The following is a 22,261-nucleotide window of genomic DNA, read 5'->3' as shown; positions in this document are numbered from 1 at the left end:
GTCCTTATCGGGATGAGGTCAGCGTGAGCGGGGGGTCGCGAGGGAGGTCCTGGCGACGGGCGCGGCGGCCGAGTCGGCGAGCGCGCCTGACGTGGTCTGCGTGGTGGTGCGGCCGAGGGCGGCGGACACCCGTGAGGTCGTCGCGCGACCGTCACGCAGGGCGGCTTCCCCCCGCGAAGTGAGCGAGAGGAGCTGGCCCGGCCGGTACACGTTCTCGGTGATGTCCTGATGCAGTAGCCCGTCGGCGACCAGCCGCTGCACGGTCTGCGGGAAGACCGCCGGGTCCTGCCACTGGGCCTTCTCCCGCGAGATGTACGGGTCCTCGCCGATCGCGTTGCGGCGAAAGCGAACACCTCCGGCCGCAACCGCTTCGAGGGCTACCAGCCCGCGCTCCCCGGCGACGGCCCAGTCGTCGTCCCGGTGGGGCCTCGTCTTCTGGCCCTGCCCGTGGCTCTTGTTGCTCGCGTGTTGAGCAGGCTCGGGCGAGGAAAGAAGCCGACGGTAGACGGACAGGGACTCGACGAGCTGGCTGTATGCCCGGTCCTGCTGCGCCAGGCCGTCTCCGAGTTCGGGGAGCGCGGTCCGCAGCAGCGCGTACGAGACCTGGGCGCGGCCGACTTCACCGCGACCGATGCCTTCGAGCAGCCGCTGAGCGCGCTGGACCGCGTCGAGCACGCTCTCGTGTCGCTCGTCCAAAGCCGCTGCGGCTTCGATGACGCGTGTAGCGGCCTGGTGCAGCGGCTCCTCCGGACCATGCGCGAGGGCGGGCAGGCTGAGATCGCCGATACCGAGCACTTCGACGACGAGGTAGGGCCCAGGGTGTGTGTCTGCGTCGTACGGGTTCACTCCGTTGCCTCCATCCGAGAGAGCAGGGAGCGGACCAGAGCGGGCAGGCTCCCGGGATCGTTGTCGAGCCGAGGGCGGTCGCTCGTTTCGCTGAGGAGATCGGCGTCATCGAGCAGGCCGCTGGAGATCTCCATGCAGGCGTCGGTGATCCGGGCGGCGGCGAGCAGCGACTGAAAGAGAACCTCGACGTAGTCGTCCGGCGCGAGGCCGGCGGCCTCGGCTGCGTTGCGGACCGCCTCCAACTCAAGTGCGCTGAAGGCGAAGTCGAACTCGTCGTCCCGCTCGGTTCCGCCGGACGTGGCGGCGATCGGGGCGCAAGGCTCCGTAGGGATGCCCACGCGGGTACAGATCTCGTCGACCGAGGAGGTCAGCTCGGCGAACGACTCGGTGAGCCACCCCAGCGCGGAGGCGTAGGAGGCCAGAGCGAACAGGCCCGCCGAACCAGCGGGGCGTGGCTCGGTGGCCACGAAGCCCTCGAACCGGTCGTTCAGCTCGGTGATCACGCGGGGCCCAGCGGCCAGCGGACCCAAGACGGGATGCAGGTAGGAGCGGGCGGCAGCCGTCGGGTACTCGGCGGCAGGGATGCCGCCGACGTTCTGAGCGGCCTCGGTGAGGAGATCCGCCAGCTCTGAACGGGTCAGCGCAGTACGGTCGTTGGTCATCGCTGGGCAGCCTTTCGAGGGGCGGTGGCCGAGGGCGGCGCTGGTGACGGGGCAGTCGCGCGGCCCGTTGTCGGCCGTTCGGTGGTGAGCGTCGAGCGAGACCGGGCGGCCTGCACGCGGGCCTCCGTGGCGGAGTCCGGGCCGACCCCTTGCTGGGGCTCGGTCCGCAGGTGGGCCGCGCGGTAGACCGCGTAGTCCTTCCGGCTGCCAGCCGCCACGAGGTAGATCTCGCGCTTGTGGGTCGAGGTCGGTGGCGCTTGGCGGAACTGGATGACCAGCCGGTAAGAGACCTCCGGGTCGACGTACACCTTGTGGAAGCCGGCGAGGCGGCCCTTCAACGGCAAGCAGTCGTCGCTTCCGTGGACCAGGTTCTGCAGCTCCAGCAAGGCCAAATCGCGCATCTCAGGAGGGAGTTCCCGCAGGTCGGCGATGGCGTCAGGGTGCGCGGCGAAGGCGAAGCGGGCGCGGCTCACAGCAGCCTGCCCTGGACCGGGCGCTGGACCGGTACCGCCGCTGTCGCGCGGGGCGCGTCGAGCCCGGTCTGCGGTGTCGGAGAGGTACCGGCGGACCGGGAGAGAGCGATGCGGGCGATGCGGGCCCGGACGACAGCACCGTTGTGGTCGCTGTACTCCGGAGGCTCGGGCAGCGGTTCGCTGCGCTCGTCCAGCCAGGTCTGGGCGACGCCGACGTCAGGGAAGGCGCCTTCGCGCATCGTGTACGTGCCGGCATCGTGGTTCCACTCCTCGTAGAAGAGACGAACCGGTGCCTGGGTGGCCTGGGAGTCGTTGACGAGTGTCCACGCCTCGCTGGGGTTGTCGTCGGAGGTGTAGGTGTCGAGGACCTCGTAGCGGGTGCCCGACTTCTGGATCTGCTGCTCCACCTGGACGGTGAGGTCGTCGGCGGGCTCTATGTAGTCGCCACCGCGCAGTGTGATCGGTTCGAGCGGGCAGCCGCGTTCTGCCAGCCAGTTCTGGGCGAAGGACGCCGTGGCGTGGTGGCTGGTCTCGAACGTGAACGTGGACTGCCGCAGATCCCGAGCGACCGCGATCGCAACGAGCTGTGGCTCGCCGGGTACCCCCCAGGTGACCGATCGGTCGTGGGCGAGGACGAAGCTGTGCGAACCGGTGGGCTTGGTGTGGTGTTGGGACAGGACCGTCAAGTCGCCAGCCCGGAGAGCCTCCATCGCCTCCTCGGAGTCGTCGTCGACCGGCGAGAGGTCGTCGAGGTCGAAGTCGAGGATGTCGTTCACGCCGCCACCCCCGACTGCTCGGGCGCCGGGGTGGCCAGCACCCGGTGATTGGGGCGAGTTGCGCTGGTCGTGCAGGCCGCGAAGGGTCCGTCGGGCGCACGCAGGTGCGCCAGGGTCTGGTCCAGGTGGTCGCGGTGCCAGGTCGACGGGCCGGACAGGCCGGCCTCCGTGTCGGTGAACTGCTGCCAGGCGAGCCAGAGTGCGTGGAGCCGGGCGACGGCCTCGGGGTGTTCGTGCCAGTGCGCGCACCAGGGACGGCTCGTGCTGATCTCCCGGCCGTACACCGGCAGGAAGAGGTAGTTCACCCAGTCGCTGAGGGCAGCGAGTTCGACGGCGTATTCCTTGCCGCCCAGGGCGAGGATGAACACCGAGGCGGGGCCGTCGGTCTTCTTGCCGTCAGCCGCCTCGGCTTCCGGAGTGCCGTCCGGCGGCTGGATGGCGACGGATTCGGGCTCGGAGCCGAGGCGGTCGAGGATGACGCCGTGCTGCCTGACCTCGGCCATGGTCTTGGCGAGGGTGCTGGCGAGGTCGTCAAGGTCTGCGTCGGGCACGCGGTACAGCTCGGGGCCGGGGGAGGTCGGGCTGGTGTCGGCCATGGGGGTGTGCTCCATCTGTGAGACGGCGACATGCCCGAGAGGATCCGGAGAATCAGCGGTTTGGTCCGGCCGGAAGAACGCGGTAGTGGAGCGCTATCGGTCGGCGCAGCGGGGACAGCGGGGAAAGGGTGGTGCCAGCAACTGCAAGGCGCGCGCAGCCTGTTGTGGGACGACGCCGTTGCCGAGCGCGGTGAGCTGCGCTGGACGGCCGAGCCCCGGAGTCGCGGTGACCCAGCCGGCGTCGAGGCCCTGCATCCACTCCACGAAGTCCGCGCGGAGCCGACCGGCCGCGTCCGTGGGGGCCGGGGCCGGGCGGGTGAGGCTCTCCCATCGGGTGATGGCGGATCCGTACGCTCCCCATCGCCGGTCCGCGCCCCCGCCTCCGGCGTCTCCTCCGCCCAGAGGGGCAGGACCACCGCCGACAAGGGAGGCCGCCATCCCTTCCCGGGGTGGCGGCCCGGGGTGCCCGTGTCGCTGGCCTTCGGGGTCGGCAACAGAGACGCAGCGGCACTGGGCAGGGTCATGTCGCCATTGCCGTGCCGCTGGTTCGGCGAACCCTTGATTCCGTCCGACGCCTTCGGGGTCGGCAGCAGCAGCCACTCGACCTCGTCGGCCAGGTTCGGACCGTGCCCCCCGCTCTTCCGCTTCGATGGATGCTGGCTGCCGCCGTTCTTCCCGATGTTGCTGGTCGGCGTCTTCAGCAGGGTGCCCGGCGGGCCATGCGGCGAGGAAGGTCCGCTCGCGGCGGTGCGGGGCCCCGACGTCGGAGGCGCGAAGCACGAGCCACTTCGCGTCGTACCCGAGGTCGGCCAGGGATCCGAGTACGGCACCGAGTGCCCGCAGAGCAGGCTGACCTGCGGTGTCTCCCAGACACCACGGGCAGGGTTCCACGTCGCCAGGGGAACCGGCGGGGGAGGTGAGGAGGCCGCGCACATTCTCGATCACAACCAGGCAGGGTCGGAGGGCTGAGACCGCACGGGCGACGTGCAGCCAGAGCCCGGAGCGGGTCTGGGCGTTGAGTCCGGCCCGGCGGCCGGCGACCGAGACGTCTTTGACAGGGGAAGCCGGCCGTCAGGACGCACACCCGGGGGACGGTGGACCAGTCGACGGCGGTGATATCGCTCAGGTTCGGGACGCCGGGCCAGTGGCGGGCCAGGATGCGTGAGGCGTTCGGGTCGACCTCGGCGTGCCAGGCGAGCGTGCCGCCGAGCGCGGACTGCACGCCCAAGCCGAGGCCGCCGTACCCCGAGCAGAGAGACCCGATCAACGGGGTGGCGAGGCTTGGGGCCGTGACGCGTAGGTCCGGCGCGGCTGCGGAGATGGGGTAGATCAAGGCGAGTTCCAGGGGCAGAAGAGGCTGATGGGGAGGGGGCCTCACGGGTGGCCGCGCGAGGGTGGTCGGGCTGCTGACAGCGTGGGGAGACGGCTGGCCGGGGCTGGGGGTGACGCGCCTGTGCGGGGTGTGCTGCGGGCGCGGGCGGCCTTCACTCGGTCGGGTGGCGGCTCGGCCGCCGACGGAGCGGATGCCGTGGTCTTCGGGGCCGGACTGCTGTTCGCGGTGGCCCAGCGGGCACGTACCTCGTCGAGCGGACCGAGTTCGTGCAGGGCGTGGTTGATCAGCCGGCCGGGCCCCAGAACCTCGTCCTGGGCCAGGGTCCGGATGGCTCGCGCGGAGGCGGCGGCGGTGCGGGTGACGGAGGAGCGCATCACCCGCTGCCCGAACCAGTCAGCGCTGCCGGGGACCATGCCTTCGCAGACGGCGGTCAGCTGCTCGCTCGACACAGAGCCGTCGGCCAGCAGACCGCGTCGCTGGGCCTCCCAGAGCAGGGTGATTCGGTCGATGGGTTCGCCTCGGTGGTGCAGCGCGCCCAGGCACCGGTAGAGCTGCCCGTGGGTAGGGTCGGCGAAGTCTCCCGGCCGCAGCCAGGCCACCACCTCGCCCATGGCCCCGGGCTGTTCGGCGAGGACGGCCAGGAGGAACCGCTCGTCCTCGGCGACTTGGCCGCTCTGCGCCGGAGGCGGGATGTCCGTGGCGGCAGAGGGCCCAGCGGTGGGTGGGACCGGTCGAGGATCGGTTCCCCAGCGTCGCGCAAGGTCGGTGAGTACGCCGGTCAGGACGTCCGCCGTGCGCAACGCTCCCTCGACCTCGCCCTGGACGGCGTCGGCCCGAGCCGCCTGGTGGAGACGGATCGCGTGCTGGGCGACGGTGCGGTGAATCGCCCCCTCCAGCACCATGCGGCCGTACACCGGGGCGTGCTCGGTTCGGGGACACGCCTGGATCAGGGTGTGGGCGTACGCCGCGGTCAGCCCGCGCACGTGCTGTCCGGCCTCCTCGACCGCGTCAGTCACCCACGACAGCGGCAACGGACCATCGGCCGAGAGCGCGGGATGCCCGTCGTTGCGCAGCTTGCGGAGGGCGTCGAACAGCGCTTGGTGGATAGGCCGATAGAAGTGGTCCGCAGCGAGCCACTCCAGGTGCGTGAGCTGCTCGGGGTCGAGGAGTGCGGCGCCGAGGACCGCCTGCTCGGCGCTCATCAGCGGGTTCACTGCCGGCCTCCGGGATCAATGGAGGACGCCTCGTCCTGCCGGATGAGGAGGTTGGCGACTGCCTGGTCGGCAGCGGCCATCGACAGCGCGAAGTCGTCCAGGACGGCGGTGAAGGCGGGATCGGAGGCGGGGACCGAGCCGGCCCCGCCGTCAAGCCACCACCGGCCACCGCGCAGGACGACCGGAGCGTGGGCCAACCGCCCCTGCTGTGGTGTGGACGCGCTCATGCCGACAGTCCAAGATCGTCCTGGCCGATGCTCTTCGCGAGGGCGCGCTCGGTGATGGCCTTCGTTGCGCGAGCGGAAGCCGGGCCGACCACCTTGGCGGAGGGCTCCTTGTACCAGGGCTTGAGGTTGAGCATGGCGACCCGGATGCCGGTGGCCAGCAGCAGCACCTTGCCCTTGGGCAGGGCGCGGATGGCGTCCGGCGGCAGGATCCGCTCCGTGCGCATGCTCACCGAGGTGGACTTGCCGCCCTCGCTCGTCGACACCGAGGTGGTCTGAACGTCGTGATCGCCGACCTGACGGCTGAGCCGGTCGGCGAAGTCCGCGTCATCGATGCCAGACCCGATGATCTTGATGGTGGCGGCGGAGTACAGGGCGTCCATACCGGCCTCGCCCCAGCACCGCTGACCCTGACGGTAGGACTGCAGGATCGTCATCGGGATGACGCCTCGGCTGCCCAGGTGGCTGTAGAGATCAGGGAGGTCCGAGATGCGGCAGACATTCGCCGCCTCGTCGAGGACGCACAGGGCGGGCGGGTCGAGTCGCCCGCCGGAGCGCTCGGCCACGATCACGGCTGCGCGCATCACAGCGTCGGCCGCTGCCGCGATGATCGCGGACGCGCTGCCGCCGCCGTCCTTGCTCAGCAGGTACAAGGTGTCGCGGGACGTGGCGAAGGCGAACGGCTGGAACTCGGGAAGGTCGTTGTTGGGGGTGACCCAGGCGGCGACGTCCGGGTCGAGCAGGCAGCTCGCGTACTGCCTCGCCGTCTCATAGATGCCGTCGCGCGTTTCGGTGGCGCCGGAGACGGTGCCCTGGAGTTGGGCGGCGACCGCGTGGTGGCCGGCGTCGGTGAGCAGGTCCACCGGGGTGCGGTCGGCCGGCATGGCGAGCCAGGCCAGGACGTCGGTGATCGGCCGCCGGTGGGACGCGGCGGCGAGGAAGAGGGCGCCGAGGGTGTTGCTCGCGGCAGTTGACCAGAAGTCGGAGCCGCTGGACTCGTCCACGCTCGCCGTCACGAAGTGCCCCGCCAGCCTCTTCGCCCCGGCGAGATCGCGGGCGTCAGCGAGGATGTCCCACCACATCTCGCGCGGGTGGTGGGCGATCTGCTGCGGATCGAGGGTCCAGATTGTGCCGACCTCGGCGCGGGCGTCCACCGTGGTGGTGAAGGCGTCGTTCGCGGCTTTGTTACTGGTAAGTAGGACCGGACCCGGTGCCGAGAGGATCGCGGGGATCGCCAGCCCGGACGTCTTGCCGGAACGCGGAGCCATGATCGCGACGATCACGTCCTCCCAGGACGCGCGGACCTCCGCACGACCGGGGGCGAGGGTGCCGAGCAGGATGCCACGGTCAGCGGGCAGGACCTCTTTTACTCTCCCGGCCGCCCAGGCTCGGGCGGAGGCTCTTCGCCTTGGCGACGATCTCCTTGTCCAGCAGCGGCGCCAGGTCCGCCTTGCGGGCGAGGCCGGACTTGGACCCGGCACGCCAGCGCATCCACATCACCGCAGCGGTGACGACCAAGGCAACGGTGAGCAAGCCGGGGACGACGCGGGCACCGACCATCAGCATGCTGGTGCTCAAGGTCGGCCACAGCAGCTCCGGGTGCAGCAGCGCGTCCGTGACGCGGAAGGGGGCCCATGTCCCGCTCCCGACGAAGTTATTGGTGAGATTTCCGGTCAGCCAGGCCAGGGAGCCGAAGGCCATGGCGGCGCCGAGGATGCCGAACAGGAGGTAGAGGAGCGCGTCCGACCCGGTGGTGGTCGAGGGCGCGCTGGTGCGCGGGGAAGGCACGTCGGTTCCTTGGGTGTGCGAGCGGGCGGGGGCGGGGCGCGCTCGGCTCTCATGCAGCTCATAGGTGTACTCCTGGACGTCTGAGGCGGAACGCTTCAGCGGGGTCGGCCGGCAGAACGAGGCGCGGGCGGAGGTGCTGCGGTGGCCGGCGGACTGCCGGTCGACGGCGATGTTCCGGCGCGCGGCGAGGAGGCGCGGGCCGCCCGCTGCCGGTCTGAATCGACGTTCCGGGGAGCGGACGGCACAGGAGCAGCCTCGGCACCGAGGACATCGTCGAGCAACTCCCGGCTGCGCAAGACGTTGACCATCTGGTGGTGCTGGGGGTCCGTGCGCTCTGCGGGACAGGCAGCGAGACCGTCCTCGGCGACTTCTAACTGCTCACGGACGTCCTGGAGCATCCTGTACGCGGCTGCCAGTCGTGTCCACGTCTCGAAAGTCGGATGGTGATGCGGGTCGTCGAAGTCGAGACGGGCGCGAGTCCAGTCGGCGGCAGAGGCGACGAGTTCGGTCAGCTCGGGCAGAGCCCCGACCAGTGCGCCGTTGACCTCCTCGATGATGCCCGCCACCTCATCGGGCGAGGCGTCCTCGTGGAGGCGAGAGATCATTCCGCGGACCGAGTACGGATCGGCGGAAGCGCTGAGCAGGCGCCTGACCTGCAGCGGCTTGTCGGAGCCCGGTGCCGCGCTGCGGTGGGCGAGCCGGATGTTGTGCTGCATGGCCGCACCGACAGCCTCGCCGATGCTGGAGTAGTACTCGGGCACGTTTGCCTCTTCGGGTGGGCGGTCTTTGACGGGTGAGTCGAGCGGGGGCGCGCGACGTACTGGTGGCCGACGGCGGAGAGAGCGGCCGGGGTCACCGTCGGGGGGTTGAGGCGCGCGGTGGGTGACCCGTCACAGAGCAAGGCGCCGGCGCGGAACTGGACGCCGAGGAGACCTTGGCCTGGTTCGCCGCAGGAGAAGTGGCCAGAGCGGCACCACGGTGATCACGGACGGTCCGTGCTGCCGAGTAACTCGTCGAAGGGGCGCCGACGCGGCGTAGCTCGGCCTCGGAATCGACGAGTTCGGACTGGGCCGAGCTGATGAACTCCGAGGCGAAGCCGAACCGGTCAGCGAGCGCATGCGCATCCTCGTCCAGGTCGTTGACCTGTTCTCCCGCTGCTTCCAGCGCCTCCCGGACACGCTCCAGCGCACCGTGCTCGGGGTGAAGGAGGTGGTCAACTGCCCGCTGAAGGCCGGCTCCGTCTTCGGCCGCACGGATCTGGTCCGTGATGCTGAGAAGTTCGGCTCCGGCGGCGTAGGGCCCCAGCGCATGCACCGGAGGGCTCATCCGGGCCGTGTCGAGAGACGGCGGAAGGGTGACGTCATAGCGAGCGGCTCGAAGCATCTCGGCCGCATGGCTGGCGATGGCGACCTGGTCGGCGAGCGGAGTGGTGGTGGGCAGGCGATGGCGTCGGCCGTGCCAGTCGTCGATCTGCTTGAAACCGGCGTGACGGAGGAGCTGCGCGGAGAGGTCATCAGTAGCGCCCTTGGCAACGACGCTGCCGCTGAACTCGGACGTGATGGTGATCGAGGTAGGCACGGAAGTCTCCGGGGCAGAGGGAGCGAAGGACCCGTTGGAGGTGGGCCAGTGGGCAGAGCGTCCGGCAAATCCGGGGTTTGGTCCGGCCGAGAATCGCTGGTAGAAGCCGCACGGTGGCGGTCAGCCGGGTGCCCCGCCGCAGCAGGGCACCCGGTCGGTCAGAAGAAGGGATTCTCTGTCGGCCGGTCGGCCCCGGTGGCGGCTCGGAGCAGTTCGGTGAGGTCTTCGGGCTCGGACGACCTCTGGTCTATCCACCACCCGGCACGGGTCACCGTACGAGCGTTCTCCTCGATCTCCGCCCACTCCGCTTCGCTGGTCGTGCCTTCGGTGACCAGTGCGGTGTAGGCGTTGGTCAGGATCTGGTGACGACAGCGCACGCCCCAGGGAACGGCCCGCTCGGTCCCCTCCAGGGGAGGCATCCGGTACTGCTCGGACCAGGCTTCGGACGCCGTCTGCTCCTCGGCACGCTTCGCCTTGAGCCAGGCGGCCTTGTCCTGCTCGTCGCCCTCGTTCGAGGCGCGCCAGCAGTCCGTGCACTCCTGCCTGGCGAGCCACTCGGCGAAGCCGGCGCGGCGGTCAGCCGGTCGGTCGGACAAGTCGCGGTCGGCATGGTGACCGCAGGTGTGGTCGATAGGCCAGATCGTCTTCACGGCCATGGAAGGGCCTCCTTGAGGAGTTGGATCAGCGGTCGCGGGAGTACGCGATGCGAGGGTCAACCGGCCGGACCGCCGGTGTGATGACGGCGGCGGCGGGGACCGGCGCCCTGCCCGGGATACCGGCACGGGCCGGGCTGGCGGCGAGCGCGGCGGCGCTCAACGGAGACGCGCGGGCGGGACCACGACCGCGCTCACGGCCGGCGGTCGGCGTGGCAGCAGGGCGGGGCCGAGCCGTCACCTCTTGAGCGAGGCGGGGCTGCACTGCGACCTGGAGCCCTGAACGGTGCAGGGCCACCGTGGCGTCGGCGACTTTCCCCAGCGCCTCGACGCGATCGGTGGTCGCGGGGAGCGTGTAGATGTCCAGGCTCGAGTTGTGCCGCCAGCCGTCCTCCACCAGCGCCAGCCCGCTGAGGCCGGAGACACGGTCGTCAAGGGCTGCGACGATGCCGAGCTGCGGGTGATCGGCGAAGGCGACGTCTGGTTCACCGAGCGGACCGCGGTCGCGTACCTGTGCCGTGTCGGGCGCCGGTGCAGGGTCAAGTGCGACGTCCACATCGACCTGGTAGCCGGCCTTGCGCAGCAGCTCGATGGCCCGGCTCGTACGGCCGTGTCCGTCACGGTTCTGGTCGGCCAGCGCGTACAACGTCGGCTGGTCGGGGACGGGATGGAAGTCGAATCCCTTGAGCATCCAGGTGCTGGCCGTGAGGTTCTTCGGGTTCGCGGCGACGATGCCGTGGACGGGGTGGTGACCGAAGGCCAGGTCGGGCAGCACGTCGTAGTGGCTGGGCATGGCAGATCCATCCGAGGCGGGTGCGGTTGCAGGTGCGGGCGACGGGCGGATCAGTTCTGAGGGTGCGGTGCACGGAGGACTCCTGGATCGCGGTCGGTCAGAGCCGGGGAGCGGATGAGGAACTGGCCGACGGCGGCGCGGCCCGCGCGGAAGACTCCGGCGGCGGACCGGTCGGGAGCACGCGCTGGCCGACCGACGGCGAAGAGGCGAGAGCGACACTCGCCCGGGATGGAATGGAGTCGGGCGGGAGCACGGTGGCGGCGCGCGCCTTGCCGGAACGTTCCTGCTCCTGGCGTGGCGGTACGCCAAGCAAATCCAGGCGGGCGTCGACAGCGGAGAGGAGATCCGGCAGGCTGCCGCCGTGGCGCGCATGCGGACCGTCCGGCTCGGAGTCGTAGATCACCTCGTAGACGGCAGGCTCGACGGACCGGTGGCGGGTGACCATCCAGCTTTCCGGGGACTCGGGGTGCTCGGAGGGTGGCTCCTGCGGCGGCGAGATGATCAGTGAACTGCCGTCGGGAAGCTCGGCGTGGACGATGTAGTCGCTGAGGCCGTACTCGACGGTGCCCTCCAGGCCGCGCTGCCCGAGCGCGGAACAGAGGGCAGCCTGAAGGCGACGCGGATCGGACGTGGCGGTCGGGGGCGGGGTTTCGTGGTGCATGGAGTTCTCCGTTGCGAACGCCCCGCCGCACGGCGGGAGCCGCCGGGGGGCGTGGAGCTTGAAGGGTTGCGGTGGTCCATGAGGATCCGGTGATCGGGCAGTTTGGCGCTGCCGTGACTGCGTGCTAGGGATCACCGCGAGCGACCGGGAGCCGGCGGATGCGATGCCGGCGGGACCTGGGGCGAAGCAGTTGATACGGCAGGGGTGTTGTGCGTCGAGCGAGTCAGGGCGACGCGAGCCCACTCGGTCTGCGCCGGCCGTTCGGTGTCCGCCCGGTGAGCTAGGTATTCACCTACACGCACCAACGCCGGCCCCTTGGAACCGAGTTCATGTGAGTAGTGCCAGCCCTCGGTGTTGCGGTGCTCCTCGGCACGCTCCTTGTAGAGGTGGAGCACGCTCGGCTGCGAACCGCCCATAAGCGCCATGACGCCGTCCCATTCGTGCCGCAGCTCCTCCGCCCGGAACAGGATGGTGTCGATCCCGCGTATCCGACGGAGGTCGTCACTGATCGGCCCCTCGACGTAGTCGGGGCCGTCGGCGGCGGCGCGGACCCCGGCCAGCACCTCGGGTCCGTGGTCGAGGAACACCTCGGCGTGCTTCCACGCTTCGGCGTCCTGCTTGACCTTCCCGTCCCCGTAGACCTTGTCGTCCAGCGGCCAGCCGTCCGCGTCGCAGAGCGAGTCCGAAACCGCGTCCCAGGCGTCGCACGCCTCGTTGATCCCGGCGGCGGCCGAGGCCAATGCCGGGAGGTGCCGTCGCCACGCCAGAGGGTCAGTGGCCTGCGACGGCTGGTTGTCACCGGAGGAAGGAGTGGAAGAAGAAGACATGATCGATTCCCGTTGCTGTGCTGGTCGTTGGGCTAGGCCGCCATGCGGGCGTCTGTGTCGAACAGCTCCCGCTCAGCCGGGTGGAGGATGTGCTGGGTGATGAACGAGCGCCCGGCGACCTTCCACAGACCTCGGCCCCTGGTCAGAGCGGACACCGCCTGGGTCTCGACGCCGGTCAGGCCGAGCAGAGATGCAGCGGCGGCGAGCTGGTCAGGCTCCTGGCGGTAGATAATGCGCGTGCTGCAGTCCGCGAGGAGCCCCTCGGCAAGGACCCGGCCGCGAGACCCGGCGTCGCCCGCCGAGAGCAAATCGCTGAGGCGGTGGATCACCATCAGGTTCGCGATGCCCAGCCCTCGGGAGAGCTTCCACTGGCTCTGCATCCGCTCCAGCAGCCCGACGTGCCGCATCAGCCGCCACGCCTCGTCGTAGATCACCCAGCGCCGACCGCCATCGGGATCACTGAGGGCTGACTCCATCCACGCGCTCGCGCACGTCATCGCGAGCACCAGTGCCGTGTCGTCACCGGAGCCGCCGAGACGGGAGAGATCGATGGACAGCATCGGTGTGGTCGGGTCGAACGAAACGGTGCTCGGCGCGTCGAACATGCCGCTCAAGTCGCCGTGCACGAGACGTCGCAGGGCGTGGGCGAGGTCCTGGGCGGCTGAACCGAGGTGCCCCGCCTGGTGGCCGAGGGCGTGGTCGAGGCGTTCGGGGGAGCCAAGTACGTGCGCGATCTCGCCGAGCAGCGGCACCGTGCCCCGGGCGGCGGCGTCAGCGACGACCAGATCCAGGGCCAGGTCGAGGGCGGTGTGCTCCATCGGCAGCAGGTCGCGCTTCAGCACGGTGCGGGCGAGGCTGGCCAGCAGCAGCAGACGGCGCTTGCGAACCTCCGTGAACCAGTCCTCTTCGCTCACGGAGGCGGGGCGGTCCGGGGCGTCCAGTGGGTTCAACCGGCCAGGGAGCCCCGGGCCCAGGGCGATGCTGTAGCCGCCGAGGGCCTGCGAGACACCGGTCCACTCCCCCTTGGGATCGCAGGGGATGTAGATCCGGTAGCCGTGGGCGATCGACCGGGTGGCGATCGACTTCGCCAGCGCCGACTTGCCCATGCCGATGATGCCGGCCAGGACCGCGTTGGGGTTGGTGAAGCCCTCCACCCTGCCGCTGTTGTAGAGCGAGAAGGGGTCGAAGCAGAAGGCCGCTTCCGCGTGCACATCGCGGCCGATGAACACCCCTTCGGCGCCCAGGCCGCCCTCGGCCACGAACGGGTACGCGCCGCTGGCCGTGGCAGTGGTCATCCGGTGGGCGGGCAGGTCGAGCTTGCCGCCGCGGGCGGAGGCCGGACCGGGGCGACCGGCGAGCGGATAGGTGGGCCGCAGATCCGGGTCGAGGATCTGCTCGGCGCGGTGCCTGGGCGGGTTTCCGGCGAGGCGTGCCTGGCGGCGGGCCTCAGTGAAACCGGCTCGGGCGGCCCGCTGCTCGGCGCGTGTCGTCTTACGGGGCACGAACAGAGGGGAGGCACTGGCGCGGGTACGAGGCATGAGCGTTTCTCCAGGTGAGGGGTGGGTCAGCGGCGGACGAGGCCGGTGAACGGGGCGTGCAGGTCGGCCGGGGTGGTACGCCGCCGCACGAGATGCGCGGTGCGCTGGTGGCGCTGGCAGATGGTCAGTTCCGGCGCCCCCTCTGGACGGCCGGCCTGGCACGCCTCCGGTTCGGGGATCTCGCCGGAGTCCGGCCGGGGCGCCGCGTGGTAGGCGGCGTGGACGTGCTCGGCGGCCTGCCAGATGCGGGTGCGGGCGGTACGGAGCTGGTCGCCCTCGACCGCGACGAGCTGCCCGGTGCGACCGGCGTGGGCGTCGAGCAGCCCGTACAGCGAGACGAGGTGGGCGTGCAGGGCGCCCAGCTCGGCCCGGGTGGTGACCAGCGGGCCGCCCGGGATGTTGAGCGCCCGGTGAAAGTCGAGCGCGGCGGTGGCGAAGGGCACGAAGTCCTGCGCGGTCGGGCTGGCGGTGCGGGACATGAGGGTGCTCTTTCGAAGGGAAGGGTCAGGCAGCGAGCGCGAGCGGCAGGGCGGCGGCGGTGAACGCCTCGGCCTGCTGCCAGGTCAGCGGCCGGAGATCGAGCTGGGCGCCGACAGCGGCGGTCTCCACGACGGCGCAGGCGGTGCGCAGCTCGTCCTCGGTGTCGGCCGAGACGGTCAGCAGACCGGTCAGGGCGACGTCGGCGTGCCCGGCGATGAGCTGGCGTTCGCGGGACTTGATGTCCTGGTACTCGATCGAGTCCGCCTCGGAGTCGACCTGGCCGCGCCGAGCCCGCTCGGCGGCGTCGGCGATCACGCTGGACTTCTTGCGCTGCACGTCGCGCAGGGCGGCGTCGAGGTTCTTCGGCTCGTAGGAGAGCGACAGCGTGCGCCGGACGCCGCCGGTGAACAGGAGCTGGTGCAGGAAGCCGGCGCTGGTCTCGGTGCGCGGCCAGTTCTCCACCCAGTAGGTGGCGTGCACGGCGGAGTCGGTGGCGATGCGGTCCGCCTTCTCGACGACCACGACGGGTCCGGCGGCGGCGGGCTCGGCCTCGGGGCGACCCGCCGTGGACCAGCGGTCGAGTGTCGCCAGCGCCTTCGGGTCGTAGGAGGTGCGCACCACGGCGGCGATCTCGCGTGCGGTGAGCCAGCCCGTCGGGGTGAGACCGGCGGTCCGCGCCGCCTGGTCGAACGTCGAGGTGAGCTGGGCGAGGACACTGAAGGCACCGGTGAGACCGCCGCCCGCCTGGTTGATCAGCCGACGGGCCGCCTTGGTGTCCAGGGAAACCGCGACGTACGCCTCGTGCGGGGCTGCTGCGGGACCGGCGCTCTGGATCAGCTCGTTGTAGATCGCGCCGGCCATCGGGGTGTCGGGTCGGCCGTGCTCTTCCCAATAGCGGCGCAGCGCGTCGCCGGAGTCGGGGATGGTGCGCTCGATCACCTGGATGCGGGCGATCTGCCCGGTACGGGCGAGGGCTGCCAGCGCGCGTCCCCAGCCGCCGACGTTGGCCTGCTGGGTGCCGGGGTCGAGCAGGGCGTAGGCGCGGGAGGAGACCTTGACGACCGCGGTCAGCGTCCCGGTGTGCGGGTTGTGGACTGCGCCGTACTTGCCGTCGGGAGCAGTGGTCACGCGCAGGCTGGCGGCGGTGCCGGGGAGGTGGAGCAGTCCCTCGCGGGTCGGCCGGCGGGAGGGCCGGGTGAGCCAGACGAGCTGGCCTCGCATCCGGCGCAGCGTGTATCGGACGACGATCGGGGCCCAGTCCGCCAGAGCACGGCCTCGGTGGCGGACGAAGACGAGCAGGGCGATCACGGCCCACAGTGGGATGAGCTGGAGGGCGCCGACCACACCGCGGGCGAGGATCACGGCGAGAAGGAGAAGGCCGGTGAGCCCGGCGACGGCCAACTGCGGGACGGACAGGCCGAGCAGGACGCCGCGCCTGCTGCGGTGCGGGAACTTCACGGTAGGCGTGGAGGACTGGTGCTTGCCGGACATGGTGGTTCCAGACGGTGGGAACGGGCGGAGGACGGGGCGCGCGGCGCTCTTCTGGACGTCATGGCGAAACCTTCCTGCGGGTGGGGGGCGGGGCGGGCCGTGGAGTGCGGCCCGCCCCCGGGGATGTGGGTCAGGAACCCGACGGCGGCTGGGTGGGATACACCCAGTTCGTCGGCGTCGCGGAGCCGGTGGCCGACGGACCGGACGCGGACGCCGGAGTGCCCGAGGCCGAAGGTCCGGGGTCGGCTGGCGGCATGGAGGTCATGTCGCCGCCCGGAGCCGATGCGGCTGCGAGGTGACCGGAGCCGCCCGCAACGCCTTGGGCAGTCGATTCGGACCCTTCCGGTTCGTCCTCGCCAGGACGTGTGATCAGCGGCGGGATCCCGGGGCGCTGGATCAGAGCCCGGCCCTTGTCGCCGCTCGCGTCCGGGTCTTCGCCGTACCGGAAGCGGGTCTGCTGCTTGGGCGGACCAGCGTCGATGCCCTCCTTGCTGAGGTTGCCGCCGGAGGGGTTGATGCCGGAGGCGACGCCATCGGTGCCCGCGCCCGGGACCTGGTTCGGACCCTGCGGAGCGGGGGCGCCGGTACCGGCCCGCAGTGCGAGGCTGCCTGCGGTCTTCGCGGCTCCTGCGGCGACCGCCAAGCCGGCGACACCGGTGCGGTGCATGTCATCGTGGCCGCCGCCGTCACTGGCCCAGTGGACGAACTTGTACGTCGCGTAGGGGCAGAGCAACACCAGGACCATCACGACGATGCCGGCCATCGCGTCGGACAGGGCCGCCATTCCGTCGCTGGCGTCGCTCTTGCCCATGGCGGAGACGCCGATCAGGAAGACCACGGTCATCAACAGCTTGGAGACGATCAGGGTGCCGGTGGCCTCGATCCAGCCGCGCCGCCACCGCTTGGCGACCTCCCAGCCGCCGCCCGCCCCGGCGAACACCGCCAGCGCGACCATGATCAGGACGCCGACCTTGCGGGCCACCATCACGCCCCAATAGAGGAAGGCACCGATCGCGCACCCGAAGGCCACCAGCGCGGGCACACCCCAGCCGAGGCCGTACATGGCCCCCATCTGATCAACCTTGATCACACGACGGATCGCGTCGTCGATCGAGGTGTTGGCGGCTTGGAACAGCCCGTCGGACAGCGCGTCGACCACGGTGATGGCGACGGTCGTGAAAGCGATGGCGGAGAAGCTGAAGAGGACTCCGGTCATGGTGCCGAACGCCGCCTTGGCGAGGGCACGTTCGTCGCGGCGCCAGGCCGCAGTCATGAGCTGGATGCAGAAGATGCCGACGGTCAGGGCGAGGCCGATGGGCAGCAGCAGCTCGTAGTTGTCGCGGAACCACCCGGCGTTGAGGTCGATGGCCGTCGTCTTGTTGACGGCTTTGGCGGCCAGGTCGGCCGCGCTGGACGCCAGCTCGGCCGCCGACTTCGCGATCCACGCGCCGAGACCGTCGGTGACGGTGCCGGCGGGGTTGGTGGCGAAGTCGACAGCGCCGCACACCTTGTCCATCAGCGGGAAGTCGCAGACTCCCATGGGTCGTACCTCCGTTCTGGGGCGAGGGTCAGGGCGCGACGGACGGCATGACGCCGACCAGGGCGCAGGGGTCATTGGGTCGGCACTGGACCGCGAGGGTGGTGGAACGGCTCTCCGCGCCGCCGGCGGCCGAGCCCTTCCAGCGAATCGACTGCTTGCCGGAGACCGTGACGGCGTAGATGTACGCCTGGGTGATCGCCCCGGGGTCGTCCTGGAGGGCCTGTGTGAAGGCGTGGGGGAAGTGCCCTTCGTTGATCTTGGCGGTGGCGACCTGCTTGTTGGCGGCCATCTCCTTCCACAGCACGGCCGAGGGGACCACCTGGTCGACGGAGGCCGGATCGGCGTACTTCGACTCCGTGGTTAGCCAGCCGCGCAGCGCCTTGCGCAGCTCGGGCTGCGAGTACGCGCGGGTGTCGTACGACCACAGCGCTGCTGCGGCGGCCTTCCCGTACGTGATCGGGTCGTGGGTTTTCGGCGGAATGGGGAGAGCGCGGGGGCGGGTGTACGGCCCGGGCGGTGCCGCGGACGACGAGGACGCCGTGGGCGAACTCGGCGCTGGCGTCGCCGTATCGGAGGGGCTTCGGCCCTCGCGGGTGAGGTAAGCGGCCAGGCCGGCGAGGGCGACGAGCACCGCCAGGACGGCAGTGCCGAGCAGCGCCCGGCGGCGCACGCGAGAAGTGCCGCCGGGGTGGGAGGAGTGCTGAGCCATCAATGGACCTGCGTCCCGAGCGTCGAGAAGAACGCCACCACACCGTTGGCCGCACCGAGCAGAAGGGCCGCGCCCGCACTTACCAGCACGCCCTTCTTCCCGTTCGCCTCGGCCTGGTGACCACCCGAGTGGTGACCCCAGGCCCACACGCCCGCACTGACGGCAAGGGCGCCGACCACGGCGACGAGCCCGAAGAGGTTGATCGAACCCATTACCTGCTTGAGGACGTTGAGGCCAGGGAGCCCGCCCTCGTTCGGCTTGATTCCGGGGTCGTAGGCAAGCTGTATGACCTGGTCAGCGAGATACATAGGAACTCCAGTTCGAATGAGCGCACGCCAAAGCCCGGCGGGGCGAACCAGCGGCGGCGCGAGGGGGAGGTGAGGAAGGGGAGGAGCGCCGGTCAGACAACTCGGCGGGCCGCGAGAATCCGCGATTTCCAGGACGCGACGGTGGTGATCCGTACGACGTCACCGGTGTGCGGGGCGTGGACGATCAGGCCCTGCCCGATCGCCATCCCGACGTGTTCCGGTACGGCGGCCGTCCCCTCGGTGAAGAGGAGGTCGCCCGGCTTGAGGGCATCGACCGAGACGGCCTTGCCGTCCTTGACCTGCGTGTACGTGGTCCGCGTCAGGGCGACCCCGGCGGCCTTGTACGCGCCCTGCATCAGGGAGGAGCAGTCGCAGCGGTCCATCGGCTTTTTGCCGTGGGAGTCGGTGCACGTGCCGCCCCATTGATACGGGGTGCCGAGCTGGCCGAGCGCCCACCGGATCGCCGTCTGTACCTTCGGCGGCGCGGAGGCGGGAATCTTGTACTCCTCCGGCAGTGCGCCCGCCGGGATGGTGCCGAAGTCCGTCCCATCGCCGTGCGCCGAACAACCCCCCGCGGAATCGGGAGAGGGGCTGCCGGTGTCGGCAGAGCCGGACGGCGACGGGCTCGGCGATGCGCCGCCGGCCTTCTGCAGCAGGGGCTCGATGGCCTTCTGCAGGGCGGTGGCCAGCGGCTCCCATTTGGCGTACGCCTCCGGGAAGCCCGACTTCTGTACCGCTTGGGCGGCCTGGGTGACAGAGAGGGACTGCCAGCCGGAGACCTTCTTGAGCCCCTCGTAGAACTTCGTCGAGGCGTGCACCGGGTCGAGGATCTGGCTGGCCGTACCCCAGCCCATCGACGGCCGCTGCTGGAAGAGACCCAGCGAATCGCGGTCGCCGTAGGTCAGGTTCCGCAGGCCGCTCTCCTGCAGCGCGGTCGCCAGGGCGACGACCTGCCCTCGGGCGGGGATGTTCATCGCGACGCCCGTGGCCTGGATCGTCTTGGCGTTGGGCACTTGGTCGGCAGGCGCGTCCAGACCCGGCACGGAGACCGAGCCCTTGTCGCCGCCGTCCAGGATGGCCTTCACCTGCTTGGCGACGGCGGAGGCGTCCACACCCTGTGCACCGTCGGTCGAGCACGAAGCCGAGGCGGTCCCGGCACCGATGCCAAGGATCGGCAGTGCCAGCAGGAGTGGTCCGATGGCGCACAGACCGACGAGGGCTCCCGTCGTCTTCTTCACGGCCGCCGCCGTTCAGCGCGACGGTGGTGCGGACCGGTCGAGGGAGGTGGGTCGGGGCGCGGGTGTGTCAGGGCATGCTGCATCGCAGCGGCTCCTCGGTGTTCGAAGGAGACGCGGTGCCGACTTCTCGTGCAAAGCCGTCGGCACCGCGCCGATGTGCATCCGCCTCTCGGCGGGCCCGGGTCAGAGGAGTTGGTAGCTCCAGGACGCCGGTTTCTGGTCACGCGCGGCAGCCAGCCGCGCTCGTAATCTCAGGCAGTGCACAGGGGCCTCCTCATGGCGCTCGCGGGCAGATGGACAACATGCCTCCGACGCTGCTCGATTGGACGAGATAGCACGGATGAGCACAGCTCAACGGGGGTGGAGCAGCGCTCCTTCCCGGTGGTACGGCGAGACAGTAGACCGGGATTCCGGCCGCGCCAAACGACTGCCATCCAGGGGCCCGAAGCAGGGAGCCACCTCGTTAGGCGCGGCCGGAATTCGCCGTTAACCTCCGCTGCAACCTCGCACCGGATGCACGCCGTTGAGCGCTGTCCGGAGCAGGTCCAGACTCCGCCGCGCCCGAAGAGAGGCCCTCCCCATGAGCTACACGCTGCACCGAGGCGACGCCCTGACCGTCCTGAAGTCCCTCCCGGACGAGAGCGTCCAGGCGGTGATCACCGATCCGCCGTACAACTCTGGGGGCCGCACCAGCTCCGACCGGACCGGCCGTACCGCACGTGCCAAGTACGTCACGAGCAACTCGGCGCACGACCTCGCCAACTTCCCGGGTGAGAACCGTGACCAGCGCTCCTACCGCTCCTGGCTCACCGAACTGCTCACCGAGGCGTACCGGGCCTCGACCGAGCACGCGGTCGCCATGGTCTTCACCGACTGGCGGCAGGAGCCGACCACCTCCGACGCCCTTCAGATGGCGGGATGGACCTGGAGCGGCACGATCCCGTGGATCAAGCCGTCCAGCCGACCCCGCAAGGGCGGGCCGAAGCAGGACTCGGAGTTCATCATCTGGGGCGTCAAGGGCTCCCTCGACAACACCCGCGACCTCTACCTGCCGGGGCACTACATCGCCTCCCAGCCCCGCAAGGGCCGGGTTCACATCACCCAGAAGCCGGTTGAAGTCATGCAGCAGCTCGTCCAGGTCTGCCCCGAGGGCGGCACCATCCTCGACCCGTTCACCGGCAGCGGCTCCACGGGCGTCGCGGCCCTGCGCGAGGGACGCCGCTTCGTGGGCGTCGAGCTGTCCGAGCACTACGCCGACGTCGCCGAGGAGCGGCTGCGGGCCGAACTGACGAAGGAGGACTTCGAGCTGGCCGGACCGGAGGCATGAGCGTGAGAGCGGAGAGGCCGGGGCCGGCGGCCCGCAGACGCCAAAGGGGCGGCTGGTGCAACGACTAACCGATGCACCAGCCGCCCCTCCTGCTGTGTCAGGCCGCCTCGAACGCCCGCCGGATCAGCGGCGCCGCCTTCTCCAAGTCGGCTGCCGAGACGACGCGCACCTCCAGATCGCCGGTCCCGAGGTGTCCGATGCCGCGCATGTCCCGGGTGAAGCCCTCCTCCAGCTCGACCGAGTCCGGGTCGAGTCTGAGGTACACCAGGATCGCCTCGTGCTTCGGACGGAAGATCACCGACGCCACGTTCACCAACCGCCGGTAGGCGATGTAGTGCCGCAGCGGCGCCACCTCAACCTCGCCCCATGCCGTGAGCGCCTCGTCCAGCTCTCTGTACAGGCCCCGCAGACACTCCGGGACGCGGCCGAGCCTTGCTGGCGAAGGCGTCACCGGTGCCGTCGGAGCGCTGTCAACCACTATTGCTCGCTCCCGGCTCCGGCGAGACGAGGTGGCGCTCGGGAGGCCGGGTGCCAAGTCGACGAGCAGCAGGCCCAGCAGGCCACCCTCGAAGATCCGGTAGCGCACCAGGTCGATCCGCTCGGGCAGACGCTGCACGGCCACCCGGTCGTGGTGCGAAAAGCCGGCCGCGATGCAGACCATCCGCGGACGACGCCAGTCGATCGACTCGGCGGCCTCCGCGCCCAGCATCTTCCGTACGAGCGCCTCGAACTCGTGGTGCGCCGACTCCAGCCAGGACAGGTACGAAACGGCCTGCGACAGCACCCCGCTGTCCGAGCCCTTCTTGAACTCGATCACCACCGGGCTGCCGTTCTCGTCCAACCCGAGGGTGTCGATCCGCCCCCGGTGCCAGGGCCCGGTCGCGTACTCAGACGCCAGGAACCGGATGCCCAGCATCTGCTCCAGGCCGGCCTCCACCCGCCGCTGCAGCTCCACCTCCAGCGCCACCGTCGAACTGGAAAGCTCGACGTCCCGCCCGTCCGCGGCCCGTCGGAACATCATCAGCTCGGCCACCAGCGCCCCTTCCGCGATCTCTGCAAGGAGACCAATCGAACGAACGCGCTGGATATTCCACCTGCGGGCAGTCCGATCACTCAGGGGGGCGCCGCTCAAGGGGCGCGTTGAAGTCGAAGTGGATGGGCTCAAACCGACCGCTTCACCTTTGGCAGGGCCTCTCCCGCCGAGTT

22 protein-coding genes and 3 pseudogenes are annotated in these 22,261 nt (G+C 70.5%); 1 reads left to right on the top strand and 24 read right to left on the bottom strand.

Translation table 11 applies throughout. From position 1 onward, the window contains the following. Positions 1-18: 18 nt before the first annotated feature. From ABS735_RS22885 to ABS735_RS22775, 23 genes and pseudogenes are all read right to left on the bottom strand, one after another. Complete coding sequence (locus tag ABS735_RS22885) at positions 19-846, bottom strand: large ATP-binding protein (RefSeq protein WP_373900711.1); 828 nt, start codon at positions 844-846, stop codon at positions 19-21. Further along, positions 843-1,508: a hypothetical protein gene (locus ABS735_RS22880; RefSeq protein WP_373900712.1), complete on the bottom strand. Its 666-nt coding sequence runs from the start codon at positions 1,506-1,508 to the stop codon at positions 843-845. The genes ABS735_RS22885 and ABS735_RS22880 overlap by 4 nt, the downstream gene beginning before the upstream one ends. Beyond that, the gene (locus ABS735_RS22875) at positions 1,505-1,981 is read right to left on the bottom strand and encodes a type II toxin-antitoxin system RelE family toxin (protein WP_373900714.1); all 477 of its coding nucleotides are present in this window, start codon (positions 1,979-1,981) and stop codon (positions 1,505-1,507) included. The genes ABS735_RS22880 and ABS735_RS22875 overlap by 4 nt, the downstream gene beginning before the upstream one ends. Further along, a complete protein-coding gene (locus ABS735_RS22870; protein WP_373900716.1) occupies positions 1,978-2,757 on the bottom strand; it encodes a glycosyl hydrolase in 780 nt (259 codons plus the stop codon). The genes ABS735_RS22875 and ABS735_RS22870 overlap by 4 nt, the downstream gene beginning before the upstream one ends. Then, on the bottom strand, positions 2,754-3,353 hold the full coding sequence (locus ABS735_RS22865) for a DUF4913 domain-containing protein (protein WP_373900717.1): 600 nt from the start codon (positions 3,351-3,353) through the stop codon (positions 2,754-2,756). The genes ABS735_RS22870 and ABS735_RS22865 overlap by 4 nt, the downstream gene beginning before the upstream one ends. A 93-nt stretch (positions 3,354-3,446) precedes the next feature. Then, a pseudogene (locus tag ABS735_RS22860) lies at positions 3,447-4,352 on the bottom strand (DNA cytosine methyltransferase); the annotation flags it as partial. 121 nt (positions 4,353-4,473) lie between these two features. Continuing rightward, positions 4,474-4,575: pseudogene (locus tag ABS735_RS22855) on the bottom strand (DNA cytosine methyltransferase); the annotation flags it as partial. A gap of 152 nt (positions 4,576-4,727) precedes the next feature. Next, positions 4,728-5,900, bottom strand: coding sequence for a DnaB-like helicase N-terminal domain-containing protein (locus tag ABS735_RS22850; protein ID WP_373900718.1), 1,173 nt, complete (start codon positions 5,898-5,900; stop codon positions 4,728-4,730). After that, positions 5,897-6,127, bottom strand: a complete 231-nt coding sequence (locus tag ABS735_RS22845) for a hypothetical protein (protein ID WP_373900719.1) — start codon at positions 6,125-6,127, stop codon at positions 5,897-5,899. The genes ABS735_RS22850 and ABS735_RS22845 overlap by 4 nt, the downstream gene beginning before the upstream one ends. Then, positions 6,124-7,912: pseudogene (locus ABS735_RS22840) on the bottom strand (type IV secretory system conjugative DNA transfer family protein). Before ABS735_RS22840 ends, ABS735_RS22845 begins: the two are co-directional and overlap by 4 nt. Before the next feature lie 95 nt (positions 7,913-8,007). After that, complete coding sequence (locus ABS735_RS22835) at positions 8,008-8,673, bottom strand: hypothetical protein (RefSeq protein ID WP_373900720.1); 666 nt, start codon at positions 8,671-8,673, stop codon at positions 8,008-8,010. 91 nt (positions 8,674-8,764) lie between these two features. Further along, entirely contained in the window at positions 8,765-9,490 is a 726-nt protein-coding gene (locus ABS735_RS22830) for a hypothetical protein (protein ID WP_373900721.1), read from the bottom strand. A gap of 158 nt (positions 9,491-9,648) precedes the next feature. After that, entirely contained in the window at positions 9,649-10,146 is a 498-nt protein-coding gene (locus ABS735_RS22825) for a hypothetical protein (RefSeq protein WP_200717982.1), read from the bottom strand. A 25-nt stretch (positions 10,147-10,171) separates the two neighbouring features. Next, positions 10,172-10,936, bottom strand: a complete 765-nt coding sequence (locus tag ABS735_RS22820; protein WP_373900722.1) for a hypothetical protein — start codon at positions 10,934-10,936, stop codon at positions 10,172-10,174. A 97-nt stretch (positions 10,937-11,033) separates the two neighbouring features. Beyond that, a complete protein-coding gene (locus tag ABS735_RS22815; protein WP_373900723.1) occupies positions 11,034-11,597 on the bottom strand; it encodes a hypothetical protein in 564 nt (187 codons plus the stop codon). A 131-nt stretch (positions 11,598-11,728) separates the two neighbouring features. After that, positions 11,729-12,424, bottom strand: a complete 696-nt coding sequence (locus ABS735_RS22810) for a hypothetical protein (RefSeq protein WP_373900724.1) — start codon at positions 12,422-12,424, stop codon at positions 11,729-11,731. A 32-nt stretch (positions 12,425-12,456) separates the two neighbouring features. Continuing rightward, the gene (locus tag ABS735_RS22805; protein ID WP_373900725.1) at positions 12,457-13,962 is read right to left on the bottom strand and encodes an ATP-binding protein; all 1,506 of its coding nucleotides are present in this window, start codon (positions 13,960-13,962) and stop codon (positions 12,457-12,459) included. 26 nt (positions 13,963-13,988) lie between these two features. Then, positions 13,989-14,441, bottom strand: a complete 453-nt coding sequence (locus ABS735_RS22800) for a DUF6238 family protein (RefSeq protein ID WP_373900726.1) — start codon at positions 14,439-14,441, stop codon at positions 13,989-13,991. Positions 14,442-14,466: 25 nt separating this feature from the next. After that, positions 14,467-15,933, bottom strand: a complete 1,467-nt coding sequence (locus tag ABS735_RS22795) for an SCO6880 family protein (protein ID WP_373900727.1) — start codon at positions 15,931-15,933, stop codon at positions 14,467-14,469. Between the two features lie 130 nt (positions 15,934-16,063). Then, positions 16,064-17,473 (bottom strand): SCO6881 family protein, encoded by a 1,410-nt coding sequence (locus ABS735_RS22790; protein ID WP_373900728.1) that lies wholly within the window; start codon positions 17,471-17,473, stop codon positions 16,064-16,066. A 28-nt stretch (positions 17,474-17,501) separates the two neighbouring features. Beyond that, positions 17,502-18,182 (bottom strand): hypothetical protein, encoded by a 681-nt coding sequence (locus ABS735_RS22785; RefSeq protein ID WP_373900730.1) that lies wholly within the window; start codon positions 18,180-18,182, stop codon positions 17,502-17,504. Beyond that, on the bottom strand, positions 18,182-18,490 hold the full coding sequence (locus ABS735_RS22780; RefSeq protein WP_142201145.1) for a DUF6112 family protein: 309 nt from the start codon (positions 18,488-18,490) through the stop codon (positions 18,182-18,184). Before ABS735_RS22780 ends, ABS735_RS22785 begins: the two co-directional genes overlap by 1 nt. Positions 18,491-18,582: 92 nt before the next feature. Then, positions 18,583-19,728: a C40 family peptidase gene (locus ABS735_RS22775; protein WP_373900731.1), complete on the bottom strand. Its 1,146-nt coding sequence runs from the start codon at positions 19,726-19,728 to the stop codon at positions 18,583-18,585. Between the two features lie 580 nt (positions 19,729-20,308). Between ABS735_RS22775 and ABS735_RS22770 the strand changes: the two genes are divergently transcribed. After that, positions 20,309-21,055 carry a DNA-methyltransferase gene (locus tag ABS735_RS22770; protein ID WP_373900732.1) on the top strand — a complete coding sequence of 249 codons (747 nt, stop codon included), beginning with the start codon at positions 20,309-20,311 and terminating at the stop codon, positions 21,053-21,055. A 97-nt stretch (positions 21,056-21,152) separates the two neighbouring features. Here ABS735_RS22770 and ABS735_RS22765 read toward each other — a convergent pair whose 3' ends face one another. Next, positions 21,153-22,088 carry a DUF5655 domain-containing protein gene (locus ABS735_RS22765; protein ID WP_373900734.1) on the bottom strand — a complete coding sequence of 312 codons (936 nt, stop codon included), beginning with the start codon at positions 22,086-22,088 and terminating at the stop codon, positions 21,153-21,155. Between the last annotated feature and the right edge of the window lie 173 nt (positions 22,089-22,261).

This window comes from Streptomyces sp. MMCC 100 (genome assembly GCF_041538145.2).
GTDB lineage: Bacteria > Actinomycetota > Actinomycetes > Streptomycetales > Streptomycetaceae > Streptomyces.
Note: the sequence above shows the minus strand (reverse complement) of the source record. Positions and strands in the feature narration are given on the sequence as shown.

Coding starts and splice junctions, on each gene's coding strand:
- ABS735_RS22880 (WP_373900712.1), bottom strand. CDS start 1,508: ATGACCAACGACCGTACTGCGCTGACCCGTTCAGAGCTGGCGGATCTC.
- ABS735_RS22865 (WP_373900717.1), bottom strand. CDS start 3,353: ATGGCCGACACCAGCCCGACCTCCCCCGGCCCCGAGCTGTACCGCGTG.
- ABS735_RS22845 (WP_373900719.1), bottom strand. CDS start 6,127: ATGAGCGCGTCCACACCACAGCAGGGGCGGTTGGCCCACGCTCCGGTC.
- ABS735_RS22825 (WP_200717982.1), bottom strand. CDS start 10,146: ATGGCCGTGAAGACGATCTGGCCTATCGACCACACCTGCGGTCACCAT.
- ABS735_RS22820 (WP_373900722.1), bottom strand. CDS start 10,936: ATGCCCAGCCACTACGACGTGCTGCCCGACCTGGCCTTCGGTCACCAC.
- ABS735_RS22815 (WP_373900723.1), bottom strand. CDS start 11,597: ATGCACCACGAAACCCCGCCCCCGACCGCCACGTCCGATCCGCGTCGC.
- ABS735_RS22810 (WP_373900724.1), bottom strand. CDS start 12,424: ATGTCTTCTTCTTCCACTCCTTCCTCCGGTGACAACCAGCCGTCGCAG.
- ABS735_RS22805 (WP_373900725.1), bottom strand. CDS start 13,962: ATGCCTCGTACCCGCGCCAGTGCCTCCCCTCTGTTCGTGCCCCGTAAG.
- ABS735_RS22800 (WP_373900726.1), bottom strand. CDS start 14,441: ATGTCCCGCACCGCCAGCCCGACCGCGCAGGACTTCGTGCCCTTCGCC.
- ABS735_RS22795 (WP_373900727.1), bottom strand. CDS start 15,933: ATGTCCGGCAAGCACCAGTCCTCCACGCCTACCGTGAAGTTCCCGCAC.
- ABS735_RS22790 (WP_373900728.1), bottom strand. CDS start 17,473: ATGGGAGTCTGCGACTTCCCGCTGATGGACAAGGTGTGCGGCGCTGTC.
- ABS735_RS22785 (WP_373900730.1), bottom strand. CDS start 18,182: ATGGCTCAGCACTCCTCCCACCCCGGCGGCACTTCTCGCGTGCGCCGC.
- ABS735_RS22780 (WP_142201145.1), bottom strand. CDS start 18,490: ATGTATCTCGCTGACCAGGTCATACAGCTTGCCTACGACCCCGGAATC.
- ABS735_RS22770 (WP_373900732.1), top strand. CDS start 20,309: ATGAGCTACACGCTGCACCGAGGCGACGCCCTGACCGTCCTGAAGTCC.